The 19,812-nt window shown below is 71.6% G+C and carries 17 protein-coding genes and 1 pseudogene; 9 read left to right on the top strand and 9 right to left on the bottom strand.

Going from position 1 to position 19,812, the window contains the following annotated elements:
• Positions 1 to 18: 18 nt before the first annotated feature.
• A complete protein-coding gene (locus JOC24_RS15250; RefSeq protein ID WP_205020795.1) occupies positions 19 to 1,383 on the bottom strand; it encodes an extracellular solute-binding protein in 1,365 nt (454 codons plus the stop codon).
• Positions 1,384 to 1,656: 273 nt separating this feature from the next.
• On the opposite strand from JOC24_RS15250, the gene JOC24_RS15245 reads away from it, so the two are divergent.
• Together JOC24_RS15245 and JOC24_RS15240 are read left to right on the top strand one after the other, a co-directional pair.
• Positions 1,657 to 2,712 (top strand): LacI family DNA-binding transcriptional regulator, encoded by a 1,056-nt coding sequence (locus JOC24_RS15245; RefSeq protein ID WP_205020794.1) that lies wholly within the window; start codon positions 1,657 to 1,659, stop codon positions 2,710 to 2,712.
• A gap of 168 nt (positions 2,713 to 2,880) precedes the next feature.
• Positions 2,881 to 3,426 (top strand): 2'-5' RNA ligase family protein, encoded by a 546-nt coding sequence (locus tag JOC24_RS15240; protein ID WP_205020793.1) that lies wholly within the window; start codon positions 2,881 to 2,883, stop codon positions 3,424 to 3,426.
• Here the strand turns inward: JOC24_RS15240 and JOC24_RS34190 are convergent.
• The gene (locus JOC24_RS34190; RefSeq protein ID WP_205020792.1) at positions 3,375 to 4,040 is read right to left on the bottom strand and encodes a barstar family protein; all 666 of its coding nucleotides are present in this window, start codon (positions 4,038 to 4,040) and stop codon (positions 3,375 to 3,377) included. The genes JOC24_RS15240 and JOC24_RS34190 overlap by 52 nt on opposite strands.
• 540 nt (positions 4,041 to 4,580) lie before the next feature.
• Between JOC24_RS34190 and JOC24_RS15230 the strand changes: the two genes are divergently transcribed.
• The 3 genes and pseudogenes from JOC24_RS15230 to JOC24_RS33250 all read left to right on the top strand — a co-directional run.
• Positions 4,581 to 5,501, top strand: a complete 921-nt coding sequence (locus tag JOC24_RS15230; RefSeq protein ID WP_205020791.1) for an AEC family transporter — start codon at positions 4,581 to 4,583, stop codon at positions 5,499 to 5,501.
• 97 nt (positions 5,502 to 5,598) lie between these two features.
• Complete coding sequence (locus JOC24_RS15225) at positions 5,599 to 6,144, top strand: GNAT family N-acetyltransferase (RefSeq protein ID WP_205020790.1); 546 nt, start codon at positions 5,599 to 5,601, stop codon at positions 6,142 to 6,144.
• Positions 6,145 to 6,409: 265 nt separating this feature from the next.
• A pseudogene (locus tag JOC24_RS33250) lies at positions 6,410 to 6,539 on the top strand (phosphotyrosine protein phosphatase); the annotation flags it as partial.
• Positions 6,540 to 6,588: 49 nt separating this feature from the next.
• On the opposite strand, the gene JOC24_RS15220 reads toward JOC24_RS33250, so the two are convergent.
• The 4 genes from JOC24_RS15220 to JOC24_RS15205 all read right to left on the bottom strand — a co-directional run bounded on the left by JOC24_RS15220 (position 6,589) and on the right by JOC24_RS15205 (position 11,159).
• Positions 6,589 to 7,728: a polyprenyl synthetase family protein gene (locus tag JOC24_RS15220; RefSeq protein WP_205020789.1), complete on the bottom strand. Its 1,140-nt coding sequence runs from the start codon at positions 7,726 to 7,728 to the stop codon at positions 6,589 to 6,591.
• Positions 7,725 to 8,813: a tetratricopeptide repeat protein gene (locus JOC24_RS15215; protein ID WP_307792699.1), complete on the bottom strand. Its 1,089-nt coding sequence runs from the start codon at positions 8,811 to 8,813 to the stop codon at positions 7,725 to 7,727. Before JOC24_RS15215 ends, JOC24_RS15220 begins: the two co-directional genes overlap by 4 nt.
• A gap of 600 nt (positions 8,814 to 9,413) precedes the next feature.
• Positions 9,414 to 10,433 carry a bile acid:sodium symporter family protein gene (locus JOC24_RS15210; RefSeq protein ID WP_205020787.1) on the bottom strand — a complete coding sequence of 340 codons (1,020 nt, stop codon included), beginning with the start codon at positions 10,431 to 10,433 and terminating at the stop codon, positions 9,414 to 9,416.
• 96 nt (positions 10,434 to 10,529) lie between these two features.
• Entirely contained in the window at positions 10,530 to 11,159 is a 630-nt protein-coding gene (locus tag JOC24_RS15205; protein ID WP_205020786.1) for a DUF4232 domain-containing protein, read from the bottom strand.
• Between the two features lie 234 nt (positions 11,160 to 11,393).
• Between JOC24_RS15205 and JOC24_RS15200 the strand changes: the two genes are divergently transcribed.
• From JOC24_RS15200 to JOC24_RS15185, 4 genes are all read left to right on the top strand, one after another.
• Positions 11,394 to 12,536, top strand: coding sequence for a PP2C family protein-serine/threonine phosphatase (locus tag JOC24_RS15200; RefSeq protein WP_205020785.1), 1,143 nt, complete (start codon positions 11,394 to 11,396; stop codon positions 12,534 to 12,536).
• 95 nt (positions 12,537 to 12,631) lie between these two features.
• Complete coding sequence (locus JOC24_RS15195) at positions 12,632 to 13,186, top strand: NUDIX hydrolase (RefSeq protein ID WP_307792698.1); 555 nt, start codon at positions 12,632 to 12,634, stop codon at positions 13,184 to 13,186.
• A gap of 73 nt (positions 13,187 to 13,259) precedes the next feature.
• Positions 13,260 to 14,906, top strand: coding sequence for an MFS transporter (locus JOC24_RS15190; protein ID WP_205020784.1), 1,647 nt, complete (start codon positions 13,260 to 13,262; stop codon positions 14,904 to 14,906).
• Between the two features lie 79 nt (positions 14,907 to 14,985).
• A complete protein-coding gene (locus JOC24_RS15185; protein ID WP_205020783.1) occupies positions 14,986 to 15,915 on the top strand; it encodes an oxidoreductase in 930 nt (309 codons plus the stop codon).
• 55 nt (positions 15,916 to 15,970) lie between these two features.
• On the opposite strand, the gene JOC24_RS15180 is transcribed toward JOC24_RS15185, so the two are convergent.
• From JOC24_RS15180 to JOC24_RS15170, 3 genes are all read right to left on the bottom strand, one after another.
• Positions 15,971 to 16,762, bottom strand: a complete 792-nt coding sequence (locus JOC24_RS15180) for a DeoR/GlpR family DNA-binding transcription regulator (RefSeq protein WP_205020782.1) — start codon at positions 16,760 to 16,762, stop codon at positions 15,971 to 15,973.
• An 86-nt stretch (positions 16,763 to 16,848) separates the two neighbouring features.
• Positions 16,849 to 18,207, bottom strand: coding sequence for a GntT/GntP/DsdX family permease (locus tag JOC24_RS15175; RefSeq protein WP_205020781.1), 1,359 nt, complete (start codon positions 18,205 to 18,207; stop codon positions 16,849 to 16,851).
• Positions 18,207 to 19,616 (bottom strand): homoserine dehydrogenase, encoded by a 1,410-nt coding sequence (locus tag JOC24_RS15170; protein WP_205020780.1) that lies wholly within the window; start codon positions 19,614 to 19,616, stop codon positions 18,207 to 18,209. Before JOC24_RS15170 ends, JOC24_RS15175 begins: the two co-directional genes overlap by 1 nt.
• Positions 19,617 to 19,812: the final 196 nt, after the last annotated feature.

The following is a 19,812-nucleotide window of genomic DNA, read 5'->3' as shown; positions in this document are numbered from 1 at the left end:
GTTACTCCTTCTGCTCGGTCAGGCAACCGGGTTGGGCTGCCGCAGCAGCGTGTTCGCCTCGCGGACCATCTGCCGTACCGCCTTCTCGGCCGAGGTGTTGCCCAGCAGCGCCGACTGGAGCGGCTGGCACATGCGGTTCTGGAAGTTCGAGGCAGCGCCGGCGAACCAGTTCGGCGGGTCGAGCACCGCCACCTCTCCGGCGTCGGCGTACGAGGACTGCGGCTTCAGTTCGGCGTACGCCGGCTCGGCCAGCACGGGTTGGTACGCGGGGATATGGCCGGCACCCGCCCAGGTCAGGCTCTGCTTGAGTATCTGGGCGACGTAGCGGTGGGCCTCCCTGCGGCGGGCCGGGTCAGGGCTGTCCTGGTGCGGCAGGACGAAGCTGTGGGAGTCGGTGTAGACGGCGGGCCGGTCGAACACCTGGGGGAAGGGTGCGGCTCCGAGCGGGATGCCGGACTTCCGGAGGGTCGGCAGCTCCCACTCGCCGAGCATGGCCATGCCGCCGCGACCGCCCAGGAACCCGGCCAGGGCGCTGTTGTAGTCGAGGTTGTTCGGATTCGTCCGGCCGTCGAAGAGCTGCTGCATGAACGACACGACCTGTACGGCGGCGTCGGTGTCGATCTCCGCGGCCTTGCCGTCCGGCAGGGCGAAGGAGGCGCCGGTCTGGGCGTAGAGAGCGGCGAACTGCCGCCAGCTCTGGGCGGTGTCGGTGACGTGGCCGAAGAGGATGCCGGACTTCCCCGTCACGTCCGCCAGGGCTCTGCCCGCCTCGAGCATCGCCTTCGGAGAACCCATCGGGGCGAGTTCGCCCTTCGGGTCCAGGAGGCCGGCCTTGCCCGCGGCCTCCCGGTCGTAGAACACGATGAACGGGTGGACGTCCAAGGGGATGGCGTACACCTTCCCCTGATGTTGCGTGCGCTTCCAGACGGCGGGGGTGAAGTCCTTCTCGGTGACACCGAACTCGGCGAGCACATCGAGGTCGAAGGGGTCCAGCAGGCCGCCGGGGGCGTAGCCGGCCAGCCGGGACAGGTGCAGGACCGCCACGTCGGAGGCCCTTCCGCCGGCGGCCGACATGGCGAGCTTCGTGTAGTACGACGGCCCCCAGTCGAGGATCGTGCGATCGACCTCGAAGCCGTCAGGGCCCTCGGAGACGGCCTTGATCATGTCGTTCATCAGCATGCCGTCACCCCCCTGGAACAGGTCCCAGACGTCGAGTGCCGAGGCGTCGGAGGCGGAGGCCCGGGAGGAGCAGCCGGTCAGGGCGCCGGCGGCGAGCAGCGAACTTGCGCCGGCCGCTCCGTAGCGCAGCAGCCGGCGGCGCCCGATGCCGGGGGCCGGGCCGGGCGTGACAGGCACCTCACGGGGGTGGGACGAAGAACTCATCGCGGACCTTTCGACGGCCGGACGCTCATGCCGGATCGGCGGTGGACCACCGGTGCGGGCGGGTCCACCGCACACGGCAGGTGGGAGTGCCGCACTGGCTGAAACAGTGCGGCCACCCTTTTTTTACATCGATGTACATTCGCTGTAAAGAGTTCGGACGGTACGGCTGTGCGGCCCGGTGGTGAGCCGCGCGGACAGCGCCCGGAGGCCTCCGTCCGCGGCGGACGGCCCGGGACATAGACTCGGCAGCGCACGAGGGCAGGGAGGTCGGCCGTGGCACGGCCCAGGATCAAGGACGTCGCACGGCACGCGGGGGTGTCGGAGAAGACGGTGTCCAACGTGATCAATGACTACGTCCATGTCTCCGACCGGACGCGGCGTGTGGTCCGCGAGGCCATCGACCATCTCGGTTACCGGGTGAACCTGGCGGGGCGCCACCTGCGCAAGGGCCGTACGGGCATCATCGCCCTCGTGGTGCCCGAGTTGGACGTGCCGTACTTCGCCGAGCTCGCCCGGCACGTCATCCGTGAGGCCGAGCAACTCTCCCTCACGGTGCTCATCCACCAGAGCGGGGCGGACCGCGAGCACGAGCTGGCCGCGCTGGCCGGCTTCGGCTCGGACTTCGTCGACGGGATCATCCTCAGCCCGCTCGCCCTGACCGCGGACGACGTCACAGACCGCGCGGGAGCACCACCGACCGTGCTGCTGGGGGAGTTGCTGGAGGAGGGGGCGGACCATGTGGCCATCGACAACGAGAGGGCCGCGCGCGAGGCCACGGAACATCTGATCGGTCTCGGGTGCCGGACGGTGTTCGCCGTCGGCGGCCGTGAGGCGCCGGGCCTCGGGACCGCCGAGGCCCGCACCCGCGGTTATCTGGCGGCACTGGCCGGGGCGGGCATCGCCCACCACCCGGAGGCGCTGCTGCCGGTGGACGACTTCAGGATGCCCGACGGCGCCCGGGCGGTGGCCCGGGCCCTGAGCTCCGGAGCGCGGCCGGACGCGCTGCTCTGCCTCAACGACCAGCTCGCTCTGGGGGCCTTGCGCGCACTCCACGAACACGGACTCCGCGTACCCGAGGACGTGGCGGTGATCGGTTTCGACGACGTGGAGGGGGGCCGGTTCAGCGTGCCGACGCTGAGCACCGTGTCGCCCGACAAGGCGGCGGTCGCCAGGGTCGCCGTCCAGCTGCTGCACCGACGCATCGAGGAAGCCGCGCGGAGTCCGCTGACACCGGACGCCGGGAACCCCGGTATCCAGTCGCCCCAGGACCGCGTGGTGGCCCACCGACTGGTCCTGCGCGAGAGTACGGAGGGGCCGGACGCCGGGTGACGGGTGTTCCGACGGACCGGCGTCGGGGACGTGTCATCGAGGAGGGCCTCGCGCGGCTGCGGCGAGGGGGTCCACGAGGCCGGTGACCGCCGGCCGGCCAAGGCACGCACGGTGCCTCCCCCGTGACACCGCCGCGCACGCGGCAGCACGCGGTCGTACGCTGCCCATGTGCACAGTGTCGAGCTGCTGCCCGACGGGACGACCGACCGGAGGGTCCGGGAGGTGTGGCGCCGGCTGGCGGACGAAGGTCTGCCCAGCCAGGCCGCGCACCGGCATCCGACCAACCGGCCGCACCTCACCCTCGCCACGGCGGACACTCTCCCTGCCGAGATCCGCGCCCGGCTGAAGGGGGCGTTCGCGGATCTGCCCACCCCGCTGCGCCTCGACGGGCTCCTGCGCTTCTCCGGCCGTACCCAGGTACTGGCCTGGGAGGTCCGGCCCGACGACGCCCTGCTGCACCTGCACGAGACGGTGTGGCGCATCGTGCGCGAGGTGCCGGGGAGTGGACGGCCGAATCCGCTCCTGGACCCCGTCCGATGGGTCCCGCACATCACTCTCGGCCGTGGACGCGACGAGGCGTGGGCCGTCCCCGACAACCGGCTGCTCCCCGCCACGTCGGAGGCGTCGGCAGCGGCCAGGGGCCGGTGGACGGAAGCCCGGTACTACGACTCGGTCACCCGCACCACCGGCAGCCTGGGCCCGGGCCCGGAGTGACCGCGCCGCCCATGATCTCCAGCCGGCCGTCGGGCCGGCCCCTCGAGCCCACGGGAAACGGTCCCGACGTCACGTGTCGGCCCAGTTCTCCCGAAGGTCGGTGTCGGCCTGGGTGAGGCAGCGGCACACGAGTACGAGAGTGCGTTCCGTGACGGTGTCGAGGGGGCGCCGTGCTCGACGGAGGCAAGGGCCGTGTGCGGCATCCCGGCGATAAGGTTTCTATGACGAGGCCGTCTCTTCCCAGCACGATCGCAGTGGACCCGCACTCCCGAGACGGATGCCGCGTCGCAGGACATGACGGCCACGAGCCTGCTGAGGTCAGTGCCCTCGGGCCCCTGTGCGGAGGACCATCTCCGTCCTGCCCGTAGAAGCGTCCTGACGAGCGACCGCCGTCCGGCGGCATCGTCCGACAGCGCCTCGTCCGCGGCCTCGACGATCAGTACGCAGTGGTTCGCGGGCAGCCACTTCAGGTCGCGCAGACAGTCGGAGAGGGCATCCCGGTTCCACCCGAAGCAATCAGGCACCTGCAGTCCGTCGTAGAACTGCTGGACGACGGAGTCCGTGTCGCGCATCTCCCGGCCGTCGAGCCGCGCTACGTACGTCCTGCCGGTCATGGGAAGCAGCGATTTGCTGGCAGGGCGCCTTGCTCCGGAACGACGTGCATCCAGGGCACGATGTGCACCGCCATCCTCCCTCCGGTGGTCCAGGACAACCACGGCCGCAGGGCCGGTGACGGCAGCGAGCTGCAAAGTCCGGATCCAGACGAAACGGCCTCGCCCTGGCTTCGGAGAGCGGGGACGCCTCCAGCGACCGCAGGCGCGCTGTGCGGTGAGCGCCACCTCGCCTCACCGGTGGGTGAGGCCCGCCGCTCTGCGGTGACCGTAGGGTAAGTCCTGGCCAGCGCATCGGCGAGCGGGTTTCAGGAGGGTACGGGACGACAGCGCCGGCGGCTCTCGGCCGAGGGCGCCAGGACGACGAACCCGTCCACCGCGGGTTCCGCGGCAGGGCGACACCGTCACCCGCGGCTCCGGCGGCCAGGGTCGGCGGAGCCGGGCGGCCCTTGCCCTCCGCCGACAAGCCACAACGATCCGCCAGCAAGCCAGCAAGCCAGCAAGCCAGCAAGCCAGCAAGCCAGCAAGCCAGCAAGGAAATTCATGCAGGGAGTTCTCACCGGGTTCGCGGTGATCGCCGTCGTCATAGGCATCGGCTACGTCCTCGGACGCCGGGGACACCTGGGGGACGACGGCCGGACGGTCCTCACCCGGCTCGCCTTCAACGTAGCCACCCCCGCACTGCTCTTCACCACTCTCGCGGGCGCGGACCTGTCGGTCATCTTCTCCCGACGGCTTCTGGTCACCGCGGCCGCGATGGCCGCGACAGCAGCCCTCTTCGTCGCCGTAGGACTCCTGAGGGGCTGGAGCGCCGGGCACCTCACCATCGGCACCCTGTGTTCCAGCTACGTCAACGCCGGAAACCTCGGAATCCCGATCGCCGTCTACGTGTTGGGAGACGCCTCGCTCGTCGCTCCCGTTCTGCTCTTCCAGCAGATCGTCGTCACTCCGCTCGCCCTGACCATTCTCGATCTGGGCCGGCCCGGAGAGCCCCGCCCTCTCCTCCAGCGCCTGACCACACCGCTCCGCAATCCGATGGCTGTCGGCTCGCTGGCAGGTGTCACCGTGGCCGCCACCGGATGGACGGTCCCGTCGCCGGCCCTCGAACCCCTCACCCTCATCGGCAACATGTCGGTCCCCGCTGTCCTCCTGGCGTTCGGGATCTCCCTGCGCGGCAGCGGCATACCCGCGCGTGGGGCCGACCGGGCCGCCATCGCGCTCTCCGCCACTCTCAAGACGACCGTGCAGCCCGTCATCGCCTGGACCGTCGGCGCGGGCGTCTTCCACCTGCACGGCGCGGCTCTTCTCGACGTCGTCGTGATATCGGCACTGCCCGCCGCGCAGAACCTCTACACCTACGCGTCGCAGTACCGCGTCGCCGAACAACTCGCCCGGGAATCAATTCTGTTGTCCACCGTCGCCTCGATTCCGGTCCTGATCACCATCGCCGCCCTATTGGGCTAGGGCGCCCTTTCCGGAGCGCCGGAGACCGGTCTCGCCCGGTCGACGGTGCGTCGAAAGAGGCTGGTCGTGGTTCCGTGGCCTGTGCTTGTATTCCGGAGTGAACATCGAGAGTTCCGGAATACCTGATGAGACGGCGAGCCCGCGCGTCCGGCAGAGGACCGACGGCGATGTCGAGGAGTGCGTTCGGGTCCTCGCGGAGGTCCATCAGCTTGACGGCTACCCGGTGAACTGGCCCGATCAGCCGCGCGAGTGGCTGTCACGCGGCCCCCTCCTGGGTTCCTGGATCGCCGAACTCGCGGGCCGTACGGTCGGGCACGTCAGCCTGTCGCAAGGCGGCGAAGACGATCTGGCCCCGACGCTGTGGAGCGAGCGGGACGGGGCCGCGAGGGGTAGGGCCGCCGTGGTCGGCAGACTCTTCGTCGCTCCGCAGGCGAGGGGACACGGGATCGGTGCGCTGCTGATGGGCCGGGCGGAGGAGGAAGCGCGGCGTCGTGGCCTGCATCCGGTGCTCGACGTCGTCACATCCGATCATGCCGCAGCAGCCCTCTACGAGCGGCTGGGCTGGGAACTGATGGCCACGGTCGAACAGCGGTGGAGCCCGGACCTGACGGTCGCCGTCCACTGTTACGCGGCGCCGTCGTGACGTGGCGGCTCACAGACACCGCTCTCGCCGCTGTTCCGGACCCATGTGAATCCGTACGGGCGGTTCGAGCCGGACATGAACGTGCGCCTCGATCTGGACCGACGGCGCCCGGTCGGCGCAGTGCGCGGGACGAGGGGCAGTCGCCCGGCATGACGAGCGCCCGGGCGACTGCCGACAGGGCAGCTCAGCTGCCGCAGGCGCAGCCCGCCGCCGACGGGGGTGTCCGAGTCTCTGCGGTCCCGCTCCGGCTGGTGCAGCATGCGTCGCCGTCGTCGGCATCGACCTGTCCGCCGAGACCTCGAAGGTGCTGACCGTCGAAGCCGTGCAGGCGTCCGACGTGGTGATCACCATGGGCTGTGGCGACACCTGCCCCGTCCTCCCCGGCAGGCAGTACCCCGCCTGGAACGCCGCCGGGTGCGACGCGACACCCGGCGGCCGACGCACTCACACCCTGCGGTGCAGCAGGAACGCGATCAGCACCTCCATCTCGCGCGCCGCACGAGGGTCGAGGGGCACGCTGCGCAGACAGGCGCGGGCGGCATCCAGCCGGCGACGGGCTTCGTCCAGAGTGGCGGTGCGGCCGCCGCACGCCTCGACGAGTGCGGCCGCGCGCATGGCACCGGCCTCGTCGAGGGGCAGCGGGGAGTTCAGGAGTGCGGCGAGCTCCCTGGTGCGGGGACCGTTCCCGGCGAGGGCGGCCAGGACGGGGTAGGTCTTCTTCCGCTGCCGCAGGTCGCTGTGCACGGGCTTGCCCGTGACCGCCGGGTCACCCCAGATGCCGAGCAGGTCGTCGACGGCCTGGAAGGCCACTCCCAGGTGGCGTCCGGCCTGGTCCAGCGCGGTGACGGTAGGGGTGGGCGCCCCACCCAGGAGACCACCGAGCGCCGCCGCGCAGCCCAGCAGGGTGCCGGTCTTGAGTTCCGCCATGGCGCGGTACTCGTCCATCCGGACGGCCTCGGGCCCCGTCCAGGGGCGGGCCGCGAAGAGGAGGTCCTCCGCCTGGCCGCGGACGAGGCCGCTCAGCGTCTCGGACAGGCGGCACACGGCCGCAGCCGTGTGCGGTCCCGGTACCTCGGCGAGCGTCTGCACCGCCAGGGCGAAGAGGGCGTCGCCCGCGAGCACGGCGGGGCCGGTGCCGTACGCCTTCCATACGGTCTCGCGCTGCCGCCGGGTCCCGTCCCCGTCCATGATGTCGTCGTGCAGCAGCGAGAACGTGTGGACCAGTTCGACGGCCACCGCACCGGCCACGGCGCTCTCACCGGGGGCTTCCGCGGCCTCGGCGCACAGTACGGCGAGGGCCTGGCGAAGACCCTTGCCCTCGTACGACCCGTCGGCGGGCCCACCACCGACCTCGCACCAGCCCAGTGAGAACGCGGCCATCTCGCCCAGCCAGGGATGGAGCCGCTCCATCGCGGCGGCCAGCGAGGGGCGTACCAGGTCGCGACAGCGAGCGAGTATGCCGGCAGCGGTCACCGGGGCCTCCGGGGACGCGGTGTCCGTCCGCGCCGCCCCACCGCCGCCGGAGGGTCCGTGGGGCGTGGTGTCGTACGCGGTATCAGCCGGGACGGTCGTCGGGGAGGTCATCGCGTCGCCGCCTCCTCGACGCGGTGCCCCACGTCGGGCAGGGGGCCCACTCCCAGTTCGACGGATGCCTTGTCGACCATGTCCCGGGCGTGCCGCAGACCGATCCGGTCCAGGGCGCGGCGGAGTCCGACCAGTTCCACGACGGTCTCCGCCGGGTTCCGTCCGAGCCGGGCCAGCGACTTGGCGAGCCCCAGTCGGGAGAGCGCGACCCCCCGCGGCTCGTCCATCTCCTGGAACTCCGCGAGTGCCTGCTCGTAGTTGTCACGGGCCTGCGGGTACTGGCCCACCCGGTAGTGCACATTGCCCCGCATCTTGTGGTTGTAGGCCAGCGCACTGGACAACCTCATCTCGCGGCACATGGATTCGGCCTCCGTGAGCAGCGTCAGCGCGCGCTCCACGTCACCGTCCCGTACGGACACCACGTCGGCTATCCCGCGCAGCGCCCAGGCCCGGCCCCTGCGGTCATCGGCCCGGCCCGCGGTCTCGGCCGCCTCCTCGAAGAGGGCGAGCGCCCTGTCGTAGGAACCGGTGTTGCGGTGCATCTGGGCTATCCCTTCCAGCGCCCACACCGTGTGCCTGGCCTCGCCGCGCTTCCGGGCCTCCGCGAGCAGTTGCTCGTGCAGTTCCCCGACCGCCTGGTAGTCGCCCTGGATGCGCCCGGTCTCCGCGAGGCCGGCCAGCGAGTAGCCGCGAACCACCACGTCGCCCCCGCGTTCGCCCATCTCCGCGGCGAGCCCGAGCAGCCGGTACGCGAGCGCCAGCGAGCCCCGCTGGCGGGCGAGGGTGCCCCCGCTCCACAGCGCCCAGGCCATCGCCCCGACGTCGCCCGCCGAACGCGCCGCACGATAACTCGACTTCCACGCCGCGTCTGCTTCCGCCACACGCCCCAGCCGTCGGTACGCTTCCGCGACGGCGAGCCCGCAGCGCGCCATCTCCCGCTGTTCCCCGGCATGTTCGGCCGCACGCAGTTCTTCGATTCCCCTCGCCAGTACCTCGGTGAGGGAGGAGTTCACCGACAACGAGCCGAGCGCTCCCTGATACTCCGGAGCGAACGCCTTGTCCTCCGGCCGATTCTGCTGAGTCACCCGTGCCACCCGCTCACTGTCTCGCCTGTCCACTGAACACCTGTCCCCGGCGGTGGTCGTCCGCCGTCAGTGATCAAGACGGTATGAGCGGGCGGGGGTTCCACGAATCCCTCTCCCAGTCGGTCCTGGGTCATACCTGAGGGCCACGCGAGAGCGTGGACTAGTCAGCGCGATGGACGCCGCCATACGCAGCGGGTATCTCCGGAGGGCCGGTGCGGACCCGCCTCCCACGTGTGTCGAGGCTCGGATCGCACGTCGTCGTACCAGCCGATTCGCCGACCGGTCCTCAGTGGAGGAGACCGTGAGGACGACACCGGTGGCCCCTCGTCGACGACATGGGGCAGCACTTGGCCGTGGCCGTCTCCGCCGAGGCCCGCGGGCCGGACCGTGGCACGCCAGGAGGACGTCCGTCATGCCTGCCGCGACTGCGTGCGGCGGAACCGGACCGACCTACGCGGCCCGGGAGCCCGAGCGAGCGCACGGCCGCCGGCTCGGCACGAGCCCCTCTGCGGAGCCGGCCGGGGCACCACGCGCGAGGCGTTCGCCCGGGAACCCCGGGCGAACGCCTCGAGTCGTGGAACCTCCGGGACCGGAAGCCGGTCAGGCTTCCTCGGCGGCCGTGGCCCTCGGCGCCGGAACCGCGGCCGAGGCACCCTGCTCTTCGCGCCGCGACCTGTGGGACATCCAGGCGGCGACCAGCGCGCCCGAGATGTTGTGCCACACCGAGAACACGGCGGCCGGGAGCGCGGCGAGCGGGCTGAAGTGAGCCGTCGCCAGTGACGCGGCCAGCCCCGAGTTCTGCATGCCGACCTCGAAGGCCATGGCGCGGCTGGCCGGCCGGCCGAGCCCCGAGAGCTTGCCCGCCGCGTAACCGAGCGCCAGGCCGAAGCCGTTGTGCAGCACGACGGCGATCAGGACGGTCACGGCGGCGGACTTGATGACACCGGCGCTGCCCGCCACGACGGCACAGACGATCGCGGCGATGGCCAGCGACGACAGCCAGGGCATGAGACCCAGCACCCGGTCGACCAGCTTGCCCGCGACCAGCCGCACCACCAGACCGCCGAGGACCGGCAACAGCACCGTCTTGAGGATGTCCGTGATCATCGAGCCGGCGTCCACCGGAAGGTAGGCACCCGCCAGCAGCAGCGTGAGTGGCGGCGTCACCAGCGGGGCGACCAGGGTGGAGACGGTGGCGACGGAGACCGACAGCGCCACGTCACCTCGGGCCAGGAAGGTCACCACGTTCGAGGCCGTGCCGCTCGGCGCGCAGCCGACCAGGATGAGCCCCGCCGCCAGCTGCGGCGGCAGTCCGAGCAGATGTGCGATGGCCCAGCCGAGTCCCGGCATGATGACGTAATGCGCGACCAGGCCGATCGCCACGGCCCACGGACGCTTCGCCACGCCCCTGAAATCGAGCGGGGTCATCGTCAGCCCCATGCAGAACATGACGATTCCCAGCAGGTACGGAACCGATTCCGTCCAGCCGTCGAACGTTCCGGGCGTGACGAGACCGGCTACGCCCGCCACGAGCACCAGGACGGGGAACACCGTGACGGCGCGCCTCGCCGCCTTGTCGTCGGAGGCCGGTTGATCAGGGGTTATCTGTTCGGTTTGCACAGGCGCGATAAGACGCCGCGAGCACGGGGCTCCGCAAACGAGTCTCACCATGTGGACCAGATGTCCAGGATGCGTCCGTCCGGGTCCCCGTTCGGCCTACTTGCCCGAGCCGACCGGGGTCACGGCGATGCCGGAGCCGGAGTCCACGGCCGTGTCGACGGACAGCGACATGCGATGCGAGTGGGTCTCGTCCGGCGGAGTCACGACCGCCGAGGTGAAGGTGACGCCCGAGCCGCCGGTGTTCGGCGGGAAGTACAGCGAGAAGCCGGTGCTCTCCCCGGGGGCCAGTGTGACCGTCCGGGCCGGCCGGCCGCTCCGGCGCTCGGCGCTCACCGTGCCGTCCTTGCTCTCGAGGTCCAGGCCGGGGAACCCGCGCATCGAGCAGGACGCGGACCCGGTGTTCCTCAGACCGATCAGCACCTCGCCCTCCGCCATGCCGCCCGCGCTGCTGAACGCGAGGTCCGCGGTCCGGCACGCGTCGCCGGACTCCGAGACGGGTGAGGAAGTGGACGAGGAGGCCGGGCCAGAGGCGGATGCCGAGGCCTGGGTGTCCCCTCCGCCGGAACCTTCCGTGGCGTCAGGGCCACCGGATTCGCCTGTGCCGGAGGGCCCTTCCGTCGACGCGGACGCCACCGGTCCGGTGTCGACGCCGTCGCTGCAGGCCGCGAGGGAGAGGGCTGCCGCCGCCGCGACGGCGAGGGCGGTGGATGTCGTGCGAAGGCGCATGAGTTCCCCTTGGTCAGGTGCCGGCCGCGCTGCTCCGCGCCGGCATTCACGTGTGCGGAACAGGCACGACGCGCGCGAAGGGCCGAGCGCCGGGCCGAAGGTCATCACGTGGGCACCGACACGGGCCCGCCGTGCGACCATGACATGCTCATGCCCGCCGGCAGCCGCGGCATGTACGTCGGGCCCCGCCCGCCCGGGGATGCGGAGAGCCGCGCTTACGGGCAGCGTGGGGGAGTGCCGCAGCTGCTGAGAACCCAGTGGATCCCCGTAGGCCTCATCGTGCTGGCCGTGGTGGCCGACCTGGTCACGCCGCACGACGTGACGTCGGCGCCTCTCCTCGTGGCCGCACCCGTCGCCGCCGCGCCGCTGTCCGGCGTACGCGGGATCATCGGCGTCGGGCTCACGGCGATGGTGGTGCACGCGTTCCTCGCGCGGCTCGACGGCACCTTCGGCTGGCGGGCGGGCGTGGCCAACCAGGTCACCCTGGCGGCCGTCACCGCGCTCGCCGTGCTCATCCACCGCACCCTGCGCAGACAGGACGCCCGCGCCCGGCGCGCACAGCACGTCGCCGCGGTCGCCCAGCGAGCCGTACTGCCGAGGCCCCCCTCACGCCTGGGAAACCTGCACATCGACGCGCGCTACGTCCCGGCCGAGAGCGAGGCCCTGATCGGCGGAGACCTGTACGTGGTGCAGAGCACCCCGTACGGAATCCGGGTCATGGTCGGAGACGTGCGGGGGAAGGGACTCGGGGCGGTCAGCGCCGTCAGCGCCGACCTCGGCGCCTTCCGTTACGCGGCGGACGAGGCCGAGGACCTCCCCCAACTGGTCGCCCAGCTGGAGAGAGCACTCCTGCGCGAGGGCGGCCGTCGTGGTGGCCAGCAGCAGGAGGAGGGCTTCACCACGGCCCTCATCGCGGAGTTCTCGCCGGACCTGGAGACCGTACGCCTGGTCAACCGGGGCCACCCGCCCCCGGTGCTCCTCGACGCGCAGGGCCGCGCCAGGCTCCTCGAGGCGTCCGAGGAGTCACCCCCGCTGGGGATCAGCGACCTGGGCGTCTGGACCTCACCGGTCGACAGCTTCCCGTTCCCGGCCGGCTCCACGCTGCTCTGCTACACCGACGGCGTCACCGAGTCCCGCGACGCCACCGGAGGGTTCTACGACCCCGTCTCCCGGCTGCCCCTCGTGCTCGGCAGGAGGGAGAGGACCGGCGGCCGCCTCGCACCGGGGCAGATCCTGGACGTGCTGATCCAGGACGTACGGCGCCACGGCGGCGGCCGGCCCCAGGACGACCAGGCCATGCTGGCCCTGCACCGGCCACGAGCCGGACCCGAACCCGTGCCGCCCGGCAGGGCCGCCCCGGCAGCGGCCCCGGGCTGACGGCGCTGCCGGGGCCCGCCGGCGTGGACGCCGCTCCAGAGGGACGGGTTCGCCCAGGGCCGTTTGCACCGCGGCGGGCTGGACATGATCGGTCCGTGACGGAGAGTCCCGACCCCATGACGTGGACCCTGAGGAGCGAGCGGCCGGACGCCGCCGGCTACCTGACGGTCCGGTGCCGCACCTACCTGCAGCCCGACGGCAAGGAGTCGGACTGGGACATCCTGTACGGCTCAGGGACGGTGGCCCTCGTCGCGTTCACCGAGGACGGCCGGGGCATCCTCGTACGCCAGTTCCGCCCCGGTCCCGGCAAGGTGCTGGCGGAACTCCCCGGTGGCATGATCGAGCCCGGTGAGGACGTGCTGGACGCGGCGGCACGGGAGCTCCTGGAGGAGACCGGATACCGGGCGGGGACGGCCGAGGTCGTCATGCGGACCTATCTGGCGTCCAACGCGACCCACGTGCGGTACGCCGTGCTGGCCAAGGGCTGCCGCAAGGTCGCCGAACCCACACCCGACGCGGAGGAGTTCGTCGCGCCGTTCACCCTGGCCGAGGACGCGTACGTGGACCACCTCCTCGGCGGCGAGTACACGGACGCGGACGTGGGACTGGCGGGACTCGTCGCGGCGGGCCTGCTGCTGCGGAGCAGCTGAGACACCACCACCCGTGTGGCACCGGAGTGAGCTTGACGTGCGCGCGGTTCCCGTCGCGTTCACACTCGGAATCATGCGCAACAAGAGGGTGCCTCCGGGCCCCGGCCCGGCCGCGGCCGGCCCCACCGCCGGGAAGGGCGCCGCCAACCCAACGCTTGCCCTGGCGGCCATGCTCTTCGCCGTTTCGATGACGTTCATCGACCAGACGATCGTCTCCATCGCCGCTCCGAGCATCATCGACGAACTCGGCCTCTCGGCCTCCGGGATGCAGTGGGTCGTCAACGCGTACCTGCTCGCGCTCGCCGCCTTCTTCGCGTTCGGCGGACGGCTCTCCGACATCATCGGCCACCGCCGGGTCATGCTGGGCGGCACCCTCCTGTTCGTCGTCTCCTCCGTGCTGTGCGGATGTGTTCCGGCCGGGGACTTCGCACAGACCTGGCTGATCGTCTTCCGTGCCACGCAGGGGCTCGGCGCGGCACTGATGTTCCCCGCCGCGCTCGCCGTGGTCATCGCCGTCTTCCCCGTCGAGAAGCGCGGCCGCGCCCTGGCTCTGTTCTTCGGCCTGTCAGGTGCGCTCACCGCGGTCGGGCCGTTGCTCGGCGGCTGGCTGACGGCCTGGACCTGGCGGGCGATCTTCTGGGTGAACGTGCCGATCGCCGTCATCGCCCTGGTCCTGGCGGCCATGGCCCACATCCCCGAGACCCGCCGGCGCGAGAAGCTCGACGTGCCCGGCGCCGTCCTCGTGGCCGTGGGCATGGGGCTGAGCGTGCTCGGGTTCCAGCAGGCCTCCGCGTGGGGCTGGAGCAGCGTCGCCACCTGGGCGTGCGTCGTCGGAGGCATCGTGGTCCTGGCGGCCTTCTGCCGCTACGAACTCGGGGTGGCGGAACCGCTCATCACGCTGCGGGTCTTCCGTGACCGGGCGTTCACCGTCGACATGCTGGTCCTCTTCTTCGCGATGCTGGCCTTCGTCCCCGTGTTCTTCTTCGCCTCCGTCTACGCGCAGGTCTCGCTGAGCGCCTCGCCGAACCAGGCCGCGCTCTACCTGCTGTACTTCTTCATCGGTTTCGGGATCGCCTCGCAGTGGGGCGGGCGGATCCTGGACCGGCGCGGAGCCCGTCCGGCGATGAAGCTCGGCACGGCGCTCGGCGCCGTGGGCTTCGCCCTGTGGGCGAACAAGCTGACGGACCTTTCGATGCACGACCAGTGGCCGTACGCGGCACTCGCCGGCGCGGGTATCGGCTTCCTCCTCGCTCCCGCCTCCACCGACGCGGTGAACCGGTCGATCGGAGCGTCGTACGGCGAGGTCACGGGCATCACCCAGACGGTGCGCAACTTCGCGGCCAGTATCGGGATCGCCGTGTTCGGGACGGTCCTCACCCATGTCACCACCGACCGGGTCGTGGAGACGCTCACGTCCAAGGGGGTCCCGGCAGGCCCGGCGCACGACGCCGCCGGATCGGTCGCCGAGGCCGTGACCGGCAATCCGGACGCGCAGGAGCCGGCCGGCGACGGCCGGGTGGCCACGCTCATGCGGGACTCGATGGACGCGATCAGGCTGGACTTCGCCGAGGCGAACCAGTGGGTGTTCTACGGGATGGCCATCGCGCTCGCCGTCGCGTACCTGTGCGCGCTCAGGCACCCCGGCACCCGGGTGACCGCGGAGGCGGCCGACCGGGCGTCCGGGGGACCGGGGCCGGGCACCCGCTGTGAGGGCGGCTGACGGGGGGCGGGACGACCCGCGCGCCGAAGATCACAGCGGCCGCGGGTGTGCGCCGGTTCTCGAAGGGGAGGCGTGGCGTATGCACTCATGGACTCTCGCCGACATGCCCGACCTCTCCGGTACCACCGCCGTGGTCACGGGGGCCAACAGCGGTATCGGAGCCGTGACGGCGCTCGGCCTGGCCCGCTCCGGGGCCCGGACGGTCCTCGCCTGCCGTGACCCCGAGCGTGGCAGGCGCGCGCTGGACGCCGTACGCCGTGCCGCGCCGGACTCGGACCTCGCGCTCGTCGGTCTCGACCTGGCGGACCTCTCCTCCGTCGCCGAGGCCGCCGGTCGGATCGCGAAGGAGGCCGACGGCAAGCTCGACCTGCTCGTCAACAACGCCGGGGTGATGGCGCTGCCCCTCATGCGTACGGCCGACGGATTCGAGATGCAGTTCGGTACCAACCACCTCGGCCACTTCGCACTCACGCACCACCTGCTGCCCCTGCTCGGGGTGGGAGGCATGTCGCGGGTCGTGACCGTGTCGTCGCTGGCGCACCGCATCGGCCGTATCGACTTCGACAACCTCAACGCCGAGCGCGGTTACGACAAGTGGCGCGCCTACGGGCAGTCCAAGCTCGCCAACCTGCTCTTCACCGCGGAACTCCAGCGCAGGGCGGACGCCGCCGGCAAGCAGGTGCTCGCACTGGCCGCGCACCCGGGCCTGTCCGCGACGGAGCTCGGGCAGGCGGGCCCGCGGCTGGCCGGACGGACCTGGGCGGCACGGCTGGAGCGGGCGACGCGCGTCTACACGCAGCCGGCGTCCGCCGGGGCACTGCCCACGCTGTACGCGGCCACCCTGCCGACGGCGCTCGGCGGGAGCTACTTCGGCCCCGGGCTGCTCGGCGAGACCCGGGGAGGCCCAGCACCGGCACGCCTGTCGGCCCGGGCTCAGGACATGACCACGGCACTCGCCCTCTGGGACGAGTCGGCGCGCCTCACGGGAACGGCCGCCGACGTCATCTGAACGCGACGCCGCCCCTGTCCACCCCGGCGGGAGGACAGGGGCGGCGGGAGCGGACTCAGACGACCGCCAGCCGAAGGTCGGCACCGCCGGCGCGCAGCCCCTCAGCCGCGGCCTCCGCGAGGCCGCCGTCGGTGACGATGGTGTCGAACGCGCCGAGCGGAGCCACCCGGAACTTGCCGAACGTCCCGTACTTCGACGAGCCCGCGACCAGCACGCTCGACCCCGTGCACTCCATCGCCGCCTGTTTGACCTCCACCTTCGCGGCCGAAGGGGTGGTCACCCCGCGCAGCAGATCCCAGGAACTGGTGCTGATGAAGGCGATGTCCAGGGCGAGCTGCCGCAGGGTCGTGGCCGCGAGCCGGCCCACGCTCGACCGGTTGGACGGGTCCACCTGCCCGCCGATGTGTATGACGTCGAGATGCGACGAACCCATCAGGCGGTCGACCGTCGTGAAGTCGTTGGTGACGACCGTCAGCGACTCGTGGCGCGCGAGCAACGGCACCATGGCCAGCAGCGTCGTGCCCGCGTCGAGGTAGACCGTCATGCCCTCCCGTACCAGACCGGCGGCGGCCGTGGCCATGGCCTGCTTCTCGGGCTGCTCTGTCAGGGACTTGGCCTGGAAACTGGGCTCGCTCTGGAGGTGACTGGCGATCCGCGCCCCGCCGGGCACGGAGAACACCAGCCCCCGGCGCTCCAGTTCGGCGATGTCGCGGCGGACGGTCATGTGGGAGACGCCGAAGAGCTGGGTGATCTGCTGCACGCTCAGTACCCCGTCGCGCCGCAGATGCTTCAACAGGAGCTCGCGCCGTTGATCGGGGATCAGGGGCAACTGCTCTTCGTCGGCCACTGCTTCTTACCTTTCCTCACGCGACCACCGCGGTCGCTGCTCGATTGTGCCGCCCCGGCCCGCACCGTCCCAACAGGACGCGGCGTTCAGGACCCGACGAACGTGCTGAGCAGGAGCACTCCGCCGAGGCTGAGCAGCGACTGCAGGGACAGCATCAGCGTCCAGGTGCGGAACGTCTGGGCCACCGAGAGCTGGTAGTACTCCTTGAACAGCCAGAAGCCGGAGTCGTTGACGTGCGACAGCATCACCGCGCCCGACGCCGTCGCCAGCACCAGCAGTTCGGGGGAGAGCCCCGGGTAGGCGCCGATCAGCGGGGCGACGATCCCGGTGGCGGCCGCGGTGGCCACCGTGGCCGAGCCGAGACAGATGCGCAGCAGCGCGGCGACCAGCCAGGCGAGCAGCAGCGGGGGTATCGACCAGCCCACCGCGTAGTCGGAGATCAGCTTGTCGATCCCGGTCGCGGTGAGCATCGCCTTGAGACCGCCGCCGGCGCCGAGGATCAGTACGATCCCGCCGACCGGGCCGAGGCCCTTGCCCGCCATCTTCTGGAGCTGGTTCAGACCGAAGCCGGAGCGCAGACCCAGGGCGAAGAAGGCGAAGATCACCGCGGCCAGCAGGGAGATGACCGAGGAGTCGCACGCCTCGAAGACGGCGTAGGGCAGCGAGCCCTCCGCGGTGTTCGCGGTTCCGACGGTGCCGATGAGCATCAGGACGGGCGGCAGCAGCACGGTGATCAGGGCGAGCACGAAGGATGCGGGCCGCTTGCGGTTCTCCGGCTCGGGGCTCGTCTCCGGGATGGGGCCCTTGTCCAGGTCCGGGGCCGGGCCGAACCACCGCGAGGCGAACTTCGTCAGCAGCGGTCCGCTGATCACCGCGATCGGGATGCCGATGATCAGGCCGTAGAGGATGGTCAGGCCGGTGTTCGCCCCGTACGCCGAGACGGCGAGGGTGGGGGAGGGGTGCGGCGGGAGCAGGCCGTGCGAGATGTAGAGGCCCGCCGCGAGAGGCAGCCCGACGTACAGCAGGTGGGTGCCGGTGCGCTTGGCGACCGCGTACACCAGCGGTACGAGCATCACGAAGCTGACGTCGAAGAGGTGCGGCATCCCGATGAGCAGGGCGGCGGCCGTGATCGCCGTCGGGATCCACTTCACCGGCCGGGCGCCGATGAAGACGGTGGCGATCCGGTCGGCGCCGCCGGAGCCCAGCAGGATGCCGCCGAGGATCGTGCCCAGTCCGATGGTGGGGCCGGTGCTCTTCAGCGCGTCGCCGAAGCCGTCCTGGAAGTGGTCGACCGTGTCGCCGGGGCCGAGTCCCGCCGCGAGCCCCAGGCCCAGGGCGGACAGCGCCAGAGCCAGGAAGGGGTGGAGCTTGGCCTTGGTGATCAGCAGGATCAGGACGACGACCGCGGCGGCGCCCAGCAGGAGGTTCTGGAGGTCGGTACTCATCATCGGCTCGCGTGGGGGGCGGGGGTGCCGGTGGCGCGCGAGGCGCGCCCGGAGGTCCAGGCGTGCAGCAGGTCAGGGTCCGGACCGGCGAGGTCGCCGAGCGTGATCAGCGCCCCGGCCCGGACGTCGCGTCCGAGCGTGGTGTGCGCGGCGAGGTACAGCGGGGCCGCGTCGGCGGGAGCGTCCTCGTCGCGCAGCAGGACGGCCTGGACGCCGGTGACGTCGTGGTGGTGGCCGCCCATGTCCAGCACGGTGCCGGCGGGCAGATCGCGCTCGGCCCGTCCGGCGAGCATGGCGTGGGCCCGCGGGTCGGTGCCGCCGGAGGGCCGGCCGTGGAGCACGGCTGACAGCAGCGAGACCGGCGTCTCGACACCCATGAGGTGGTAGGGCAGGTAGATCGCCGCGTAGCGTCCGTCCCGGCTGACGACGTGGCCCTTGCCGCGCAGCGTCTCCCAGGTGACCGGGTCACCGGTCCGTACGACGACGAACACGCCCCCGGCGAACGAGGCTTCGTCCGGCAGCCGCAGCGCGCTGAACACGTCGACCGCACCGGGGCGGTGCAGCAGGCCTCCGTCCTCGCGCAGGGCGTACACGTCGGCGAGTTCGGCGATGCGGGCGACCGGGTAGTGCAGGCGCTCCACATCCGGCCGGAAGCCGGTGTTCGTCGCGACCACCGCCATCTCGCAGTAGTCGGCGGTGGCGCCGGTCGGCAGTGCGGTCACGGCGGCCGCGCGGGCGGCGAGCGTGGCGCGTACGTCGGAGCCGAGGCCGAGCAGCCCGCCCAGTTCGGGAGCGGGGACCGTGGTGTCGAGCTGGGTCACCGAGCCGGTGGCGGGGTCGAACACGAGGTCGTACTCGCTGGACTTGCCGATCGCCACGATGTCCAGGCCCAGCAGTTCCGCCCAGGTCACCAGGGCGATGAGGTTCGCGGGCTGGTCGCCGTCGGCCGTGGTGTAGACGACGCCGTTGTCGCGGGCCAGATCCGCGAGGTGCAGCCCGGCGACGGAGTCGACCTCTTTGCTGACCATGGCGACGTGACGCCCGTCGGTGAGTGCCTCACGGGCCATCGCGTATCCGTCGGCAGGGCTCCCGGTCGCCTCCACGAGGATGTCCCAGGAGGTCGCGGACAGCAGCGCGCCGTCCGCGACCAGGGCGACGGCTCCGGCCTCCGCGGCCCGCGCGACCTCGTCGGGGTCCGAACAGACGGCCAGGCGGTCCGCCTCGTACCCGAGCTCGACGAGCATGCCGCGCAGCCGTTCCACGTCCCGGTCGCACAGGACGGCAGGGGTCAGACGCCCGATGCGCGGGGTCTGCGCCAGCAAGGTCCGGGCGAAGCCGCCGCCGGCTCCGGACAGTGCGTAACGCACGGTCCGGTCGCCGGTTCCGGCGAACAGGTGATGCAGATTCATGGGCTCTCCTAGGCGGGCACACGGCTCGGTTCGAACGGCTCCGGCAGACGCGGTCTCGGCCACGGCACGAGCACCACAGGGGAGCGTGTTAACAAGATGTACCAGCAGATATCGCCTGCGTAAAGTCTGTTAACATTTTTTCACACACGAATTGCCGGGGTACTCCACCTGGCACCGCACACCGACGCAAGGAGGT

It is taken from the genome of Streptomyces sp. HB132, assembly GCF_016909575.1.
Lineage (GTDB): Bacteria > Actinomycetota > Actinomycetes > Streptomycetales > Streptomycetaceae > Streptomyces.
This window is presented reverse-complemented; position numbering and strand designations above follow the sequence as displayed.

Bases quoted from the DNA above. Each gene is read 5' to 3' on its own strand.
- JOC24_RS15205 (WP_205020786.1), bottom strand. From the start codon at position 11,159: ATGCGCCTTCGCACGACATCCACCGCCCTCGCCGTCGCGGCGGCGGCA.
- JOC24_RS15170 (WP_205020780.1), bottom strand. From the start codon at position 19,616: ATGAATCTGCATCACCTGTTCGCCGGAACCGGCGACCGGACCGTGCGT.
- JOC24_RS34190 (WP_205020792.1), bottom strand. From the start codon at position 4,040: ATGACCGGCAGGACGTACGTAGCGCGGCTCGACGGCCGGGAGATGCGC.
- JOC24_RS15190 (WP_205020784.1), top strand. From the start codon at position 13,260: ATGCGCAACAAGAGGGTGCCTCCGGGCCCCGGCCCGGCCGCGGCCGGC.
- JOC24_RS15220 (WP_205020789.1), bottom strand. From the start codon at position 7,728: ATGACCTCCCCGACGACCGTCCCGGCTGATACCGCGTACGACACCACG.
- JOC24_RS15250 (WP_205020795.1), bottom strand. From the start codon at position 1,383: ATGAGTTCTTCGTCCCACCCCCGTGAGGTGCCTGTCACGCCCGGCCCG.
- JOC24_RS15175 (WP_205020781.1), bottom strand. From the start codon at position 18,207: ATGAGTACCGACCTCCAGAACCTCCTGCTGGGCGCCGCCGCGGTCGTC.
- JOC24_RS15230 (WP_205020791.1), top strand. From the start codon at position 4,581: ATGCAGGGAGTTCTCACCGGGTTCGCGGTGATCGCCGTCGTCATAGGC.
- JOC24_RS15185 (WP_205020783.1), top strand. From the start codon at position 14,986: ATGCACTCATGGACTCTCGCCGACATGCCCGACCTCTCCGGTACCACC.